Raw genomic sequence first — 12,329 nt, forward strand, 5'->3', positions numbered from 1 at the left:
GAATTAACCACTGGAAAGGAGCCAACCATGCACAGCCTGCTTTGGGCCACCCTGCTGGCCGCCGTCGATCCCACCGCCGCCGATGCGATTGCCATGGCCGAGAAGGCGGCCGCCTACGGGCGCGCGCACGGCCAGCAAGCCCTGCTCGAGAAAATTGCCGCCAAGGACCCCGACTTCATCCAGGGCAGCCTGTATGTCGACGCGCGCGACATCCACAGCGGCGTGGTGCTGGCCCACCCGGTCAATCCCCAGCTGGTCGGCAAGGACCTGGTGAATGTGCCCGACGCCTCGGGCAAGCTGTACCGCAAGGAAATCCTGGCCGTGGCCAAGGACAAGGGCAAGGGCTGGGTCGACTACCACTACAAGAATCCGGTCTCGGGCAAGGTCGAGCCGAAGACGACCTATATCCTGCGGCTGGGCGACATCGTGTTGGAGGCCGGCATCTACAAGAAATAGAAGATGCCAGCCTGTCATCGCGGCGTCACGGTGAATCGTGTACAGTGTTGGCTTTTGTGCCCGCCGCCACAACGCTAGTCAAATGAGCAATATTGCTTCCCCTGCGAATGGAACCGACGCCGTTGATGCGCTGATCAAATCGATCCGCATCCCGCCCCGCCCCAGCCTGCTGATGGCCTTGCAGAAGGAGCTGTCCCAGCCGCAACCGGCGCCGGAAAACATCGCCCGCATCATTTCGAGCGACGTCGGCATGTCGGGCGCCCTGCTCAAACTGGCCAACTCGGCGATCTGGGGCGGCGGCCACAAGTCGAACTCGATCGAACAGGCGATTCTGTTCCTGGGCATCAACCAGGTCGCCTCGCTGATGGCCGGCCTGCTGGCGCGCAAGGCGATCCGCGCCGGCGGCCGTTCCCTGGTCGCGTTCTGGGACGTGTCCGACCGCCGCGCCCAGGCCATGGTCCACCTGTCGCGCGCCCTGCGCGTGGGCGAGCCGGACGTGGCCCACACCTTCGGCCTGTTCGCCGACATGGGCGTGCCGCTGCTGACCGCGCGCTTCCCCGAGTACGAGGCCGTGTATGCGCGCGCCGTGACCGATCCGGAACGCCCGATCACGGCCATCGAAGAAGAGGCCTTCAGCACCCACCACGCCGCCATCGGCTGCCTGCTGGCGCGCAACTGGGGCCTGGCCGAGGACATCTGCTGGGGCATCCTGCACCACCACGACTACCGCGTCATCGAAGACCAGGGCACGGCGGAGCTGCTGCGCTCGCTCGTGGCCCTGTCCCTGGTGGCCGAAGCGGCGATCCAGAAATACCAGGGCCATTCCGATTCGCTCGAATGGCACAAGGGCGGCGATCTGGCGCGCGCCCACCTCGGCCTGTCGCACGAGGAAGTGGCCGACCTGGTGGCCGACCTGATCGAAGCCTTCCACGGCGACCAGTAAGCGCGCCCTCCCCAGGTTGACTTGGCGCCCTGCTGCGCCGATACTGGTTTGGGGGAGGGATGCCGCAGAGCGATCCCGCCCCAATCCTTGGAGGGGACATGAAACGCATTGCCATCCTACTGTGCGCGCTCGTGCTGAGCGGCTGCGCCAGTATGCAAGCCCAAGTCGGCGCCGCGCCGGCCAGCATCTTTGCCGACCAGGCCTTCGCGCCGCCGACCGAACCCATCGGCGTGCAGCAGGCGTTCACGCTCAGCCCCGCCATGCGCGACTATCTGCAGCAGACGGTGCGCACGGCACCCGGCAGCAATCCGCAGCGGCGCCTGTTCAATGCCCTGTACGCCAAGGGCCAGCTGCTGGTCGAGTATGACGCCAGCAAGACCCGCCTGCCGGCCGAGACGTTTGAGCAGAAGGCCGGCAACTGTCTGTCGCTGGTGCTGCTGACGGCCGCGTTTGCCAAGGAACTGGGGCTCGACATCACCTACCAGAATGTGCTGGTCGACGAGACTTTCAGCCGCAGCGGCAATCTGGTGTTCGCCAGCCACCATGTCAACATCACGCTGGGCAAGCTGCGCCCCTATGGCGGCACGGTGATCACCGCGCGCGACGACGAGGCCAGCCTGTACACGGCCAGCGCCATCACGATCGACTTCCTGCCGCCGCCGGACGCGCGCGCGCTGCGCTCGCTGGCCATCGACGAGAACACCGTGCTGGCCATGTACATGAATAACCGCGCGGCCGAGAGCCTGGCCGCCGGCGATCTGAACAACGCCTATGCCTGGGCCGCGGCCGGGGTGCGCCAGTATCCGGGCTTCGTCAACACCTACAACACCCTGGGCGTCATCTATTCGCGCCGCGGCCTGCTCGACCAGGCCGAAACCACGCTGCGCTACGCCCTGCTGGTCGATCCCGACAACCGCCTGATTCTGTCGAATCTGGTGCCGGTGCTGGCCAAACAGGGCAAGGACGGCGAGGCCGGGCAGCTGCGCGAACGGGTCGCCCGGCTCGATCCGCACCCGCCTTTCGAATTCTTCGACAAGGGCATGGAGGCGGCCCGGCGCGGCGCCTGGGCCGAAGCGCGCGACTACTTCCGGCGCGAAGTGCGGCGCGCGCCCTACTACCACGAGTTCCACTTCTGGCTGGCGATGGCCAGCTACAAGCTCGGCGAGCTCGATACCGCGCGCGAGGAGATGGACCTGGCCGTCCAGACCAGCACCACGCGCCGCGACAGCGCCCTGTACGAGGGCAAGCTGGCCGCGCTGCGCCAGATGCGGCTGCGCTGAGCGCGGCTCGGCGCGCGGGCCGTGTATAGTCTCGGCCCATGAAGCGCAGCGCTCTGATCCTGACCCTCGTACTGGCCGGCCTGGCCCAGGCCGCGACCACGCTCGGCATCCGCGCGCCGGTTGGCACCGCCAGCGTCGCCTACGACATCAATGCGCGTGGCCAGGCCGTGGCCGTGCTCGAAACCCCCAAGGGCCGCCAGCGCGGCGTGCTGATCGAAGGCGCGCGCATCACCGAACTGCTGCTCCCGGGCGGGAACGAGAGCGAAGTCCACGCCATCAATGACGCCGGCCAGGTGGTCGGCTCGGCCAAGGACGCCAACGGCCACTGGCGCGCCTACCTGTACACGCGTGCGGACGGCATGCGCGAACTGGGCACGCTGGGCGGCAAGAGCAGCTACGGCACCGCCATCAATGCGGCCGGCCAGGTGGTCGGGTTTGCCGACACCCCGGGCGGCGGCTACCACGCTTTTCTCTACGACGGCCGCAACCTGATGGACCTGGGCACGCTCGGCGGCAGCCTCAGTCAGGCCAGCGGCATCAACCGCCACGGTCAGGTGACCGGCACCTCGGCCGTCGGACGCGACCAGCGCCACGCCTTCCTGTACGACCCGCGCAGCGGCATGCGCGACCTCGGCACCCTGGGCGGCGGCTCGAGCGCGGCGGCCGCCATCAACGACGCCGGGATGGTGGTCGGCGCGGCCGAAACGGCGCGCGGCGCCTGGCATGCCTTCGTGTTCGACGGCCAGCGCATGATCGACATCGGCGCCCTGCTCGGCGAGGGCGACAGCTTCGCCAATGGCATCAACAACGCCGGCCAGGTGGCCGGCAGCTGGCAGCTGAAGGACGAGCGCCGCAGCTTCGTCTGGCAGGCCGGCAAGCTGACGGTCTACCGCGGCGGCCAGGGCCTGTTTCTGATTAACGCCGTCAACGACCAGGGCCTGGTGATCGGCGCCATCCGCGGCACCCATTTCGAGGCCGCCACCATGGCCGTCGACGCTGTGCCGATGGAAGCGGCCGGGCTGGTGCCGACCCTGGCGCCGGTTCTGGCCGGCGCCATGCTGCTGGCCGGCGCCATCATCGTCTGGCGCAAACGCTACCGCGGCCTGTCCTGGCGCAGCCTGCGCGAACGGCGCTGAACCTTGTGCAAAGCGCCGAACTGGCAAATAATAGCGGGCTATGAACGATACCCAACGCCCTCCCCTGCCCGACCATCTGTCGATCGACCCGCGCAGCCCGCACCACGTTGCCGCTGTGTTTCAGCACAACGTCGGCATCCGCTTCAACGGCAAAGAACGCAATGACGTCGAGGAATACTGCATCAGCGAAGGCTGGATCAAGGTCGCCGCTGGCCGCACCCTGGACCGCAAAGGCCGTCCCATGCTCATCAAACTGAAGGGCACGGTCGAGGCCTTCTACGCCGACGCGCCCTGAGCGCGCCTGGCTGCTGCTGTGGTGGGCCGCGGCCACCCCGCCCCATCAGCCGACGCCCTTGTCCAGCAGCGCCACCAGATCCAAAGCGAGCACGGCCGTATCAAACCGGAGGATCTGGGAACGAATACATTGCCTCTGAGCATGATCAACATCTGAAGCTTGCTCTCATGGAATTCTGACCTCCGTCGCGTTAGCCCGACTGGAGATTAAGCATGGCAACGCAGCTCAGATCAGTCATCAGCCAAGCGGCGCAACATATCATCTGATGATATATTAGATGATGCGTACGGACCCGGCCATTGCCACTTTGCTGGACTTACACGGATCGATTCTCGATCAGGGTGGCGGCTACTGGATCAAGATTGAGGCTTGGCAGGTGATCCCTTCAGTTGCCGTCCCACACGGGATCCGATATAGCCTGACCTTGCATGAGCCATACGGCAAGCGCATCCTCGGTTACGACAACGCCCATGCAGTCAAGCCGCCCAAGAAGTTCAAATTTGCGGGGCGCATTCTGGCGTATGACCATAAGCACAGGAGTGCTTCTGATCAAGGTATGCCCTATGCCTTCAAGGATGCGCAGCAGCTCATCAAGGACTTCTTTGCAGATGTGGACCGAGTGCTTCAAGAGGTGACGAGATGAGAAAAACCATCACAATCGGAATTATGTCTCAAGAGGCCATTCGCGCCCGCGTCTTGGCCATCGCCCGCGGCGATTACAGGCCGCAGCCCAAGGAACCAAAAATCTGGTTCACGTCAATGAAATCACTCGCTGAAGTGCTGAGCGACGAAAATCGCCGCCTGCTGCACATCATCATGCAAACCAAGCCGGAATCGATTTCTGCTTTGGCGGAGCAGACAGGTCGCAAGCCCAGTAATTTGTCGCGCACGCTCAAAACCATGTCAAATTACGGCATCATTGAACTACGGCGCGAGCGCAACCTGGTTCGTCCCATTGCAAAGGCAACAGAATTTCGCATCCTTGCCACCTGATTGCTGACCCCAAGCTTTAGCGATCAAGAAGTTTTTGGAGCGCCTTCCACTGCACAAGTTTTTGCGCATACGGCATCGTGTGAGCCGGGCTACTTGAGGGCAAGGCCACAATGCTGAAGTCCTTCGCCCGCCCACCCAAGCAGCGCAAACCAATATCCCGCGCCAGATTCCCGTTAAAAGCCAGCGCGCCGATCTGCGCGTGTTGTGCCAACAGCGCCAACAAATCATTGTCAGCGCGGTTTCGAATATCACTGTCCAGACTCCCCGCTCGCTGCGCATCGGCCACGACATCCCATAAGCCGACACCATGCTGGAGCAAAGCATCCAAGCGCGCCGAGTAAGGCAAAGTTTGCAGGTCGAGCGCCAAAACGTCCGACATCAAACGCCAGAAAGCATTCTGCGGATGCCCATAGTACTGCTGCAGGGCCAGCGATTTGTCGCCGGGCAGGCTGCCCAGGATGAGCACGCGCGTGTGCGCGTTGACGACGGGATCGAAACAGCGTTTGCGGTGCATGGCGTGCAGGGCGTGGCGGAAAATCCGATGGGCCTGCACCTTAGCACAGGCGCGCGCCGCCGGTGGTCTGGCCGGCGCCGGCCTGAGTTACAATCATCGCCACATTCTTCGACGGAGACCCGCATGGAACAGCAACGCGCCATCGACAGCCTGCTCGCCACCTACCGCGAGAGCCACATGCATCCGACCAATGAGCTGATTCATTGCGTCTGCATCCCGTTGATCGTGTTCTCGCTGCTGGGCCTGGTCTGGGCCCTGCATCCGGTGCTGGCCCTGCTCGTGGTCGGCGGCGCGATGGCCTACTACCTCAAGCTGTCGCGCCCGTTTGCAATGGGCATGCTGCTGGCCTCCCTGCTGTCGCTCGGCATCCTCGCGGCCATGCCGGCCCTGACCGTGCTGCCCGTGTCGCTGGCGATTTTCGTGCTGGCCTGGATCGGCCAATTCATCGGCCACAAGATCGAAGGCAAGAAGCCCTCGTTCTTCGACGATCTGCGCTTCTTGCTGATCGGCCCGCTGTTCGTGCTGAGCTTCCTGTACAAGCGCCTGCACCTTGCCTGGTAACAGATTCTTACCAAAAATGAATGGCTGGCGCCGCCCGTTTCCTTTAGTCTTCAGCTTGCCCGAGTCCTGCTCCTCTGAACGCCGGACCGGAAATGACATGACAAATAAAATCACCTCACGGAGCCACACTATGAAATCTCTCGTCGCCATCGTCCTCGCCGCTGCCGCCCTGTCGGGCTGTGTCGTTGCCACCCACTCGGGCAGCAACTACCGCGGCTACGAAACCCAGAACGAACAGACCGTTCGCATGGGCACGGTTGAATCGGTGCGCACTGTCAACATCTCGAACCGCACCACCGGTGTCGGCGCCGCCACCGGCGCGGCCCTGGGCGGCATCGCCGCCGGCTCGAACATCGGCAATGGCAATGGTTCGGCAGCCGCCGCCGTCGCCGGCGCCGTGCTCGGCGGTGTGATCGGCCAGAAGATCGAAGCCTCGGCGAATGACCGCCCCGGCCTCGAAATCACCATCAAGCTCGACAACGGCGAACTGAAAGCCGTCGTCCAGGAAGCCGACGAAGCCTTCCGTCCGGGCGAGCGCGTGCGCCTGCTGTCGAACGGCCGCACCACCCGCGTGACCCACTAAGTCTCTCCCCGGGGCGGGCCTGCCGGTCCGCCCCATCCCCACCGGAAGTTTCCGGCAGAAAAGTGCGAAAGCCCCTATACTTTCGCCATGTCCTCCCCGATTCTGTTTGTCATCGCCTCGCTGATCTGGGGCTCGACCTTCTATGCCATTACGCTGCAGCTCGGCGAGGTGGCGCCCGCGGTGTCCGTCGTCTACCGCTTTGGCCTGGCGGCCGCCACGCTCTTCCTGCTGTGCGCGCTCAAGGGGCAGAAGCTGCTGCTCGGCTGGAAAGTCCAGCGCTGGATGATGCTGCAGGGCTTCTTCACCTTCGGCCTGTCCTACGTCTGCACCTATAACTCCGAGCAGTATCTGGTGTCGGCCCTGGTGGCCGTGCTGTTCTCGCTGATGGTGTTCTGGAATCCGATCTTCAACCGCCTTGCCTTTGGCCAGCGCATCACCTGGCGCGTGTGGGCGGCCGGGGCCGTGGCCGTCTTCGGCACGGTGCTGCTGTTCTTCCATTCGATCCAGCAGGCCTGGACCGATATCCTGGCCGGCGGCCAGGGCCACTTCCTGCTCGGCCTGGTGCTGGCCCTGGTGGCCACGCTCGCGTCCTCGGCCGGGAATGTGGTGGTGATCAAGGTGCGCGAACATTCGGGCAATGTGATGCTGACCATGGCCTGGTCAATGCTGTGGGGCACCATGATGGTCGCCCTGTTTGCCCTGCTGACGGGCCAGCACTTCAGCATGCCGCACGGCTTGCCCTACTGGGGCGGCCTGCTGTATCCGTCGCTGTTCGGCTCGGTGATCGCCTTCCACTGCTATTTCACGCTGATCGCACGCATCGGCTCGCAGAAGGCCGTCTACATCGGCGTGGTGACGCCGGTGATCTCGGTGCTGCTGTCGATGCAGCTTGAAAATTTCCGGCCTGGAGCCAGCGAGTGGCTGGGCATGGTATTGTGTCTGGCCAGCGTGGCCTGGGCTTTGCGTACGCCCGCTGCGCCTTCCGTTCAACCTACTGCACTTAAGAAAGCGGCATGAGTTCCTTCTCCATCCGCCCCGCCGAACCGGGCGACGTTGTTGATATTTACGGCATGATCATCGAGCTGGCCGTGTTCGAAAAGCTCGAGCATCTGGTGGTGGCCACCGAGGCCCGCCTGCATGAAGGCCTGTTCGGCGACCATCCCGTCTGCGAAGCCATCGTCGGCGTCGAGGACGGCGAGGTCGTGGCCTTTGCCCTGTTCTTCCACAATTTCTCGACCTTCCTCACCAAGAAGGGCCTGTACCTGGAAGACCTGTATGTGAAACAGGCCCACCGCGGCAAAGGCTATGGCCGCCAGATGCTGGTGACCCTGGCCCAGCTGGCGGTGGAGCGCAACTGCGGCCGCTTCGAGTGGTCGGTGCTCGACTGGAACGAGCCAGCCATCCAGTTCTACAAGGGCATGGGCGCCGAGCTGCTGCCCGACTGGCGCATCTGCCGCGTAACCGGCGATGCCCTGACCCGCCTGGCCAAGTCCTGAGCCAATAAAAAACCCACGGGACTTGCGTTCCGTGGGTGAACCCATGTGAATGGGGAGGGGAGATTGATTCGACACATTCACTCTACGCGAATGCCTGCGCGAACTCCCCCAACTTTACATTCCCTTACTTCTGTAGCGTTTGCGTTTCCTCAAACGTCTGCAGCTCGCCGCCAAAGACCACTGCCCAGCAGGGGTTAAAGCCGATCGCGTACGCCAGATCGGCCGGACGGGCGATGCGCCACAGCGCCAGGTCGGCGCGTTTGCCCACTTCCAGCGTGCCGATCTCATCGGCCAGCCCGAGCGCACGTGCGGCCACACGCGTGCAGCCGGCCAGAGCTTCCTGCGGCGTCATGCGCCACAGCGTGCAGGCCAGGTTCATTGTCAGCAGCAGCGATGTCAGCGGCGAGGTGCCGGGATTGCAGTCGGTTGCCAACGCCAGCGGCACGCCGGCCGCGCGCAGGGCCGCCAGCGGCGGCGCCTGGGTCTCGCGCAGAAAGTAGTAGGCGCCGGGCAGCAGCACGGCCACGGTACCGGCCTCGGCCATCGCGCGGACGCCGTCCTCGCTCAGGTATTCGACATGGTCGGCCGACAGGCCGCGGTAGCGCGCCACCAGCTGCGCCCCGCCCTGATCGGACAGCTGCTCCGCATGCAGCTTGACGGGCAGGCCCAGGGCCTGGGCGGCGGCGAACACGCGCTCGGTCTGGGCCGGGCTGAAGCCGATCTTTTCGCAGAAGGCATCGACCGCATCGACCAGACCCTGCGCCTGCAGCGGCGCCAGCATGGCCAGCACGGCGTCAATATAGGCATCGGCCTGGCCGGCCAGTTCGGCCGGCACCGCGTGGGCGCCGAGGAAGCTGGTGCGCACCCGCACCGGCAGCAGCGTGCCGATACGGCGCGCCACGCGCAGCATGCGCGCCTCGCTCTCCAGCTCCAGTCCATAGCCGGATTTGATTTCAAGCGTGGTCACGCCTTCGCGCAGCAGCGCGCGCACGCGCGGCAGGCTCTCGGCCAGCAGCGCGTCCTCGCTGGCGGCGCGGGTCGCGCGCACGGTCGACATGATGCCGCCGCCGGCGCGCGCGATCTCCTCGTAGCTGGCGCCGTTGAGGCGCGCCTCGAATTCATTCGAGCGGTTGCCGGCGTGGACGATGTGGGTATGGCAGTCGATCAGCCCGGGCGTCAGCCAGGCGCCGCCCGCATCGAGCGTGCGCGCCGCGCGCGGGGCCTCGGCGCGCGGGCCGAGCCAGGCGATGCGGCCGTCGCGCACGGCCAGGGCGGCGTCGCGCAGCTCGCCGTAGCCGTCGGTCATGGTGGCCAGATGCGCATTGGTGATCACGAGATCGGCAGTCACAGCACGCCATCCTCCAGGTTGATGTCGACGATGAAGAAGCAGCCGCTGTAGCAGGACACGCCGACCGTCTCGCCCGGCCCGGCCACCATGCTGTCGAACTGGCGCACCGGCCCCGGCGCATGCAGGCCGAAGTCGATATCGGCGCAGAACACCAGGGTCAGATCGGCCTCGCACTCGAATGGCAGCAGCTCGCCGTAATGGATGCGGAACTGGTGGCGGCAATGGCCGCGCCGCGTCATCACATTGAAGTCCATCGTGGTGCCGGCATTGACCACCGCATGCACGGGCAGCTCGCCCGGGAACTGGAAGACCGGCGTATCTTCGTTGATGACGACACGCTGGTCGGCCCCGACATGCAAGGTCACGCCCTCGCCTTCGACCAGGGCCAGCGTGCGGTCCACGCCCGGAAAACTGGAGAAGGGGCCATCGCGCGAAATGGTGGCGAGGCTGATGCGGTAGTCGAAACGGTCGGTGCCGGCGCCTTCGGGAAAGCACAGCAGCTCGCGCGTGGTGCCGCCGCCGTTCTTCCACGGGGTCAGGGTCAGCTGGTCAAAACGCAGAATCCGCATCAGGCGCTCCGCAGCGCCGCGCAGGCGGCCTTGAAGCGCGCGCCGATCTCCTCCTGGCGCGCATGGCGGCCGCCACGCACCACCCAGCGCCCGCCACACAGCACATCGCGCACCAGATTGTCGTTCCCGCTGAAGACCAAGCTGCCCAGCACATGCTCGGGGGCGGCGCCCGCCAGGTTCGGATGGCCGGCATCGAGCACCAGCAGATCGGCGCGCGCGCCCGGCGCCAGCTGCCCGAGCGGCCGGCCGGCCGCCTGCGCGCCACCCGCCAGCGCGGCCTGCCACAGAAAATCGCCCACCCGGCGCTGCTGCGGCTGGGCCGCCACATTGCGGCTTTGGTGGCGCAGGCGCTGGCCGTATTCGAGCCAGCGCAGCTCCTCCACCGGGCTTTGCGACACGTGGCTGTCGCTGCCGACACCGAAGCGCCCGCCCTGCGCCAGGAAATCAACCAGCGGGAACAGGCCGTCACCCAGATTCGCCTCGGTCGTCGGGCACAGGCCGGCCACGGCGCCGCTGCGCGCGATGGCCGTACATTCGTCGGCGCTCAGGTGGGTGGCGTGCACCAGGCACCAGCGGGCGTCGATGGACAGCTGCTCCATCAGGTACTGGACCGGGCGGCGCGCCGCATAGGCCAGGCACTGCTCGACTTCGGCCATCTGCTCCGCAATGTGAATGTGCAGCGGGCGTGCGGCCGGCAGGCCGTCGATCAGCGTGCGGATCTGCGCCACCGAGGCCGCGCGCAGCGAGTGCGGCGCGGCGCCCACTTCGACCTGCGCATCACGTTCGTTCTCCAGCGCCGCGACGATGCGCAGCACGTCGCCAGCATCGGTGCGAAAGCGGCGCTGCTCCGGGCGCAAGGCCTGTTCGCCAAAACCGGCATAGGCATACAGCACCGGCAGCATGCTGATGCCGATGCCCGTCTCGCGCGCGGCAGCGATTACGCGGCGCGCCGTCTCGGCCGGATCGGCATACAGGGCGCCATCCGGATCGCGCTGCAGGTAGTGGAATTCGCATACGGCCGTATAGCCATGGCGCAGGCACTCCACATACAGCTGCGCGGCGATGGTCTGCATCTGCTCGGGCGTGATGCGCTGGGCGAAGCGGTACATCAGTTCGCGCCAGGACCAGAAGCTGTCGGGCGTGTCCCCCGCCACTTCGGTCAGCCCGGCCAGGGCGCGCTGAAACGCATGCGAATGCAGGTTGATCATGCCCGGCACCACCCACTGGGCGCGCGCGGCATGGGCATCGTCGGCTGCGGGGCGCACGGCCGTCAGGCTGCCGCCCTCGTCCCATTCGAGCAGCACGTCGCGCTGCCAGCCGTCGGGCAGCAGGGCATGGCGGGCCAGCAGGCGTGTCATCGGCGCTGGGCCCAGTCGGCGGCGGCCTGCAGCAGCTGGCGCAGCAGCGGCTGCACCTGGCCGGCCAGGTCGGGACGGTAGGCAAACGGCGCCTGTTCGTCCATGTAGGTGGACTGGCACATCTCCAGCTGGATCGCATGCACATTGGCCTGCGGCTGGCCGTACACGCGCGTGATGTGGCCGCCCTTGAAGCGGCCATTCACGGCCAGGCTGTAGCGGTCCTGGCGGCGCGCGACATCGACCACGGCGGCCTGCAGTTCGGCCGCGCAGGATTTGCCCTCGGCCGTGCCGAAGTTCAGGTCCGGCAGTTTGCCCTCGAAGAAGCGCGGCACCACCGAGGCGATCGAGTGCGCATCCCACAGCACCACGCGCCCATGCAGATCGAGCAGGCGCTGCAGCTCCTGGCGCAGCGCGTTGTGGTAGGGTCGCCAGAAGCGCTCCAGGCGTTCGCGCACATCGGCCGTGTCGGGCGCCTGGCCCGACTGGTAAAGCGGCTCGCGGTGAAAGGTATCGAGCGGGCACAGACCGGTGGTATCCAGGCCCGGATACAGATTGGTGTCCTCGGGCGGGCGGTTCAGATCGATCACATAGCGCGACCAGCGCGCGCTGATGCTCGACGCCCCCAGGTCCTCAAGAAAATCATACAGCTGCACCAGATGCCAGTCGGTGTCGGCGCGCCGCATGGCGGCCGGCGTCATGCGCACGGCGATCGCATCCGGGATGTCGGTGCCCACATGGGGCATCGACACCAGCAGCGGAATGCGGCCGGAACGGAACTGGTAATCCATCGCGTCCTC

The 12,329-nt window shown here is 65.9% G+C and carries 16 protein-coding genes; 11 read left to right on the forward strand and 5 right to left on the reverse strand.

The window, feature by feature from the left end; all coding sequences use genetic code 11:
• The first annotated feature begins 27 nt into the window (after nucleotides 1-27).
• From LZ005_RS18155 to LZ005_RS18185, 7 genes are all read left to right on the forward strand, one after another.
• Nucleotides 28-456 carry a cache domain-containing protein gene (locus tag LZ005_RS18155; protein WP_237809915.1) on the forward strand — a complete coding sequence of 143 codons (429 nt, stop codon included), beginning with the start codon at nucleotides 28-30 and terminating at the stop codon, nucleotides 454-456.
• An 82-nt stretch (nucleotides 457-538) separates the two neighbouring features.
• Nucleotides 539-1,399 carry an HDOD domain-containing protein gene (locus LZ005_RS18160; RefSeq protein WP_237809916.1) on the forward strand — a complete coding sequence of 287 codons (861 nt, stop codon included), beginning with the start codon at nucleotides 539-541 and terminating at the stop codon, nucleotides 1,397-1,399.
• A 98-nt stretch (nucleotides 1,400-1,497) separates the two neighbouring features.
• Nucleotides 1,498-2,679 (forward strand): tetratricopeptide repeat protein, encoded by a 1,182-nt coding sequence (locus LZ005_RS18165; RefSeq protein ID WP_237809917.1) that lies wholly within the window; start codon nucleotides 1,498-1,500, stop codon nucleotides 2,677-2,679.
• A 38-nt stretch (nucleotides 2,680-2,717) separates the two neighbouring features.
• Nucleotides 2,718-3,815, forward strand: coding sequence for an HAF repeat-containing protein (locus LZ005_RS18170; RefSeq protein WP_237809918.1), 1,098 nt, complete (start codon nucleotides 2,718-2,720; stop codon nucleotides 3,813-3,815).
• Between the two features lie 40 nt (nucleotides 3,816-3,855).
• Complete coding sequence (locus tag LZ005_RS18175) at nucleotides 3,856-4,110, forward strand: DUF3297 family protein (protein WP_237809919.1); 255 nt, start codon at nucleotides 3,856-3,858, stop codon at nucleotides 4,108-4,110.
• Nucleotides 4,111-4,387: 277 nt separating this feature from the next.
• Nucleotides 4,388-4,753: a DUF6516 family protein gene (locus tag LZ005_RS18180; protein WP_237809920.1), complete on the forward strand. Its 366-nt coding sequence runs from the start codon at nucleotides 4,388-4,390 to the stop codon at nucleotides 4,751-4,753.
• Nucleotides 4,750-5,103 carry a transcriptional regulator gene (locus LZ005_RS18185; protein WP_237809921.1) on the forward strand — a complete coding sequence of 118 codons (354 nt, stop codon included), beginning with the start codon at nucleotides 4,750-4,752 and terminating at the stop codon, nucleotides 5,101-5,103. The genes LZ005_RS18180 and LZ005_RS18185 overlap by 4 nt, the downstream gene beginning before the upstream one ends.
• Nucleotides 5,104-5,119: 16 nt before the next feature.
• Here the strand turns inward: LZ005_RS18185 and LZ005_RS18190 are convergent, their stop codons facing one another.
• Nucleotides 5,120-5,617 carry a DNA-deoxyinosine glycosylase gene (locus LZ005_RS18190; protein ID WP_237809922.1) on the reverse strand — a complete coding sequence of 166 codons (498 nt, stop codon included), beginning with the start codon at nucleotides 5,615-5,617 and terminating at the stop codon, nucleotides 5,120-5,122.
• A gap of 123 nt (nucleotides 5,618-5,740) precedes the next feature.
• On the opposite strand from LZ005_RS18190, the gene LZ005_RS18195 reads away from it, so the two are divergent.
• From LZ005_RS18195 to LZ005_RS18210, 4 genes are all read left to right on the forward strand, one after another.
• Entirely contained in the window at nucleotides 5,741-6,178 is a 438-nt protein-coding gene (locus tag LZ005_RS18195) for a DUF962 domain-containing protein (protein ID WP_237809923.1), read from the forward strand.
• Nucleotides 6,179-6,308: 130 nt separating this feature from the next.
• Complete coding sequence (locus LZ005_RS18200) at nucleotides 6,309-6,761, forward strand: glycine zipper 2TM domain-containing protein (protein WP_237809924.1); 453 nt, start codon at nucleotides 6,309-6,311, stop codon at nucleotides 6,759-6,761.
• A gap of 87 nt (nucleotides 6,762-6,848) precedes the next feature.
• Entirely contained in the window at nucleotides 6,849-7,778 is a 930-nt protein-coding gene (locus LZ005_RS18205; protein WP_237809925.1) for a DMT family transporter, read from the forward strand.
• Nucleotides 7,775-8,257: a GNAT family N-acetyltransferase gene (locus LZ005_RS18210; RefSeq protein ID WP_237809926.1), complete on the forward strand. Its 483-nt coding sequence runs from the start codon at nucleotides 7,775-7,777 to the stop codon at nucleotides 8,255-8,257. Before LZ005_RS18205 ends, LZ005_RS18210 begins: the two co-directional genes overlap by 4 nt.
• 124 nt (nucleotides 8,258-8,381) lie before the next feature.
• Here LZ005_RS18210 and hutI read toward each other — a convergent pair whose 3' ends face one another.
• Genes hutI through hutG form a run of 4 tightly spaced genes read right to left on the reverse strand, consistent with a single transcriptional unit; the run spans nucleotide 8,382 to nucleotide 12,320 of the window.
• On the reverse strand, nucleotides 8,382-9,563 hold the full coding sequence (hutI, locus tag LZ005_RS18215; protein WP_237809967.1) for an imidazolonepropionase: 1,182 nt from the start codon (nucleotides 9,561-9,563) through the stop codon (nucleotides 8,382-8,384).
• Between the two features lie 38 nt (nucleotides 9,564-9,601).
• Nucleotides 9,602-10,174 (reverse strand): HutD family protein, encoded by a 573-nt coding sequence (locus LZ005_RS18220; protein ID WP_237809927.1) that lies wholly within the window; start codon nucleotides 10,172-10,174, stop codon nucleotides 9,602-9,604.
• A complete protein-coding gene (locus LZ005_RS18225) occupies nucleotides 10,174-11,532 on the reverse strand; it encodes a formimidoylglutamate deiminase (RefSeq protein WP_237809928.1) in 1,359 nt (452 codons plus the stop codon). Before LZ005_RS18225 ends, LZ005_RS18220 begins: the two co-directional genes overlap by 1 nt.
• Nucleotides 11,529-12,320: an N-formylglutamate deformylase gene (gene hutG / locus LZ005_RS18230; protein ID WP_237809929.1), complete on the reverse strand. Its 792-nt coding sequence runs from the start codon at nucleotides 12,318-12,320 to the stop codon at nucleotides 11,529-11,531. Before hutG ends, LZ005_RS18225 begins: the two co-directional genes overlap by 4 nt.
• Nucleotides 12,321-12,329: the final 9 nt, after the last annotated feature.

The organism is Massilia sp. TS11 (assembly GCF_022012445.1).
In the GTDB taxonomy this organism is placed as follows: Bacteria; Pseudomonadota; Gammaproteobacteria; order Burkholderiales; family Burkholderiaceae_D; genus Telluria.

Excerpts from the sequence above, each read along its gene's own strand:
- LZ005_RS18155 (WP_237809915.1), top strand. The coding sequence starts at position 28 with ATGCACAGCCTGCTTTGGGCCACCCTGCTGGCCGCCGTCGATCCCACC.
- LZ005_RS18160 (WP_237809916.1), top strand. The coding sequence starts at position 539 with ATGAGCAATATTGCTTCCCCTGCGAATGGAACCGACGCCGTTGATGCG.
- LZ005_RS18165 (WP_237809917.1), top strand. The coding sequence starts at position 1,498 with ATGAAACGCATTGCCATCCTACTGTGCGCGCTCGTGCTGAGCGGCTGC.
- LZ005_RS18170 (WP_237809918.1), top strand. The coding sequence starts at position 2,718 with ATGAAGCGCAGCGCTCTGATCCTGACCCTCGTACTGGCCGGCCTGGCC.
- LZ005_RS18175 (WP_237809919.1), top strand. The coding sequence starts at position 3,856 with ATGAACGATACCCAACGCCCTCCCCTGCCCGACCATCTGTCGATCGAC.
- LZ005_RS18180 (WP_237809920.1), top strand. The coding sequence starts at position 4,388 with ATGATGCGTACGGACCCGGCCATTGCCACTTTGCTGGACTTACACGGA.
- LZ005_RS18185 (WP_237809921.1), top strand. The coding sequence starts at position 4,750 with ATGAGAAAAACCATCACAATCGGAATTATGTCTCAAGAGGCCATTCGC.
- LZ005_RS18190 (WP_237809922.1), bottom strand. The coding sequence starts at position 5,617 with ATGCACCGCAAACGCTGTTTCGATCCCGTCGTCAACGCGCACACGCGC.
- LZ005_RS18195 (WP_237809923.1), top strand. The coding sequence starts at position 5,741 with ATGGAACAGCAACGCGCCATCGACAGCCTGCTCGCCACCTACCGCGAG.
- LZ005_RS18200 (WP_237809924.1), top strand. The coding sequence starts at position 6,309 with ATGAAATCTCTCGTCGCCATCGTCCTCGCCGCTGCCGCCCTGTCGGGC.
- LZ005_RS18205 (WP_237809925.1), top strand. The coding sequence starts at position 6,849 with ATGTCCTCCCCGATTCTGTTTGTCATCGCCTCGCTGATCTGGGGCTCG.
- LZ005_RS18210 (WP_237809926.1), top strand. The coding sequence starts at position 7,775 with ATGAGTTCCTTCTCCATCCGCCCCGCCGAACCGGGCGACGTTGTTGAT.
- hutI (WP_237809967.1), bottom strand. The coding sequence starts at position 9,563 with ATGACCGACGGCTACGGCGAGCTGCGCGACGCCGCCCTGGCCGTGCGC.
- LZ005_RS18220 (WP_237809927.1), bottom strand. The coding sequence starts at position 10,174 with ATGCGGATTCTGCGTTTTGACCAGCTGACCCTGACCCCGTGGAAGAAC.
- LZ005_RS18225 (WP_237809928.1), bottom strand. The coding sequence starts at position 11,532 with ATGACACGCCTGCTGGCCCGCCATGCCCTGCTGCCCGACGGCTGGCAG.
- hutG (WP_237809929.1), bottom strand. The coding sequence starts at position 12,320 with ATGGATTACCAGTTCCGTTCCGGCCGCATTCCGCTGCTGGTGTCGATG.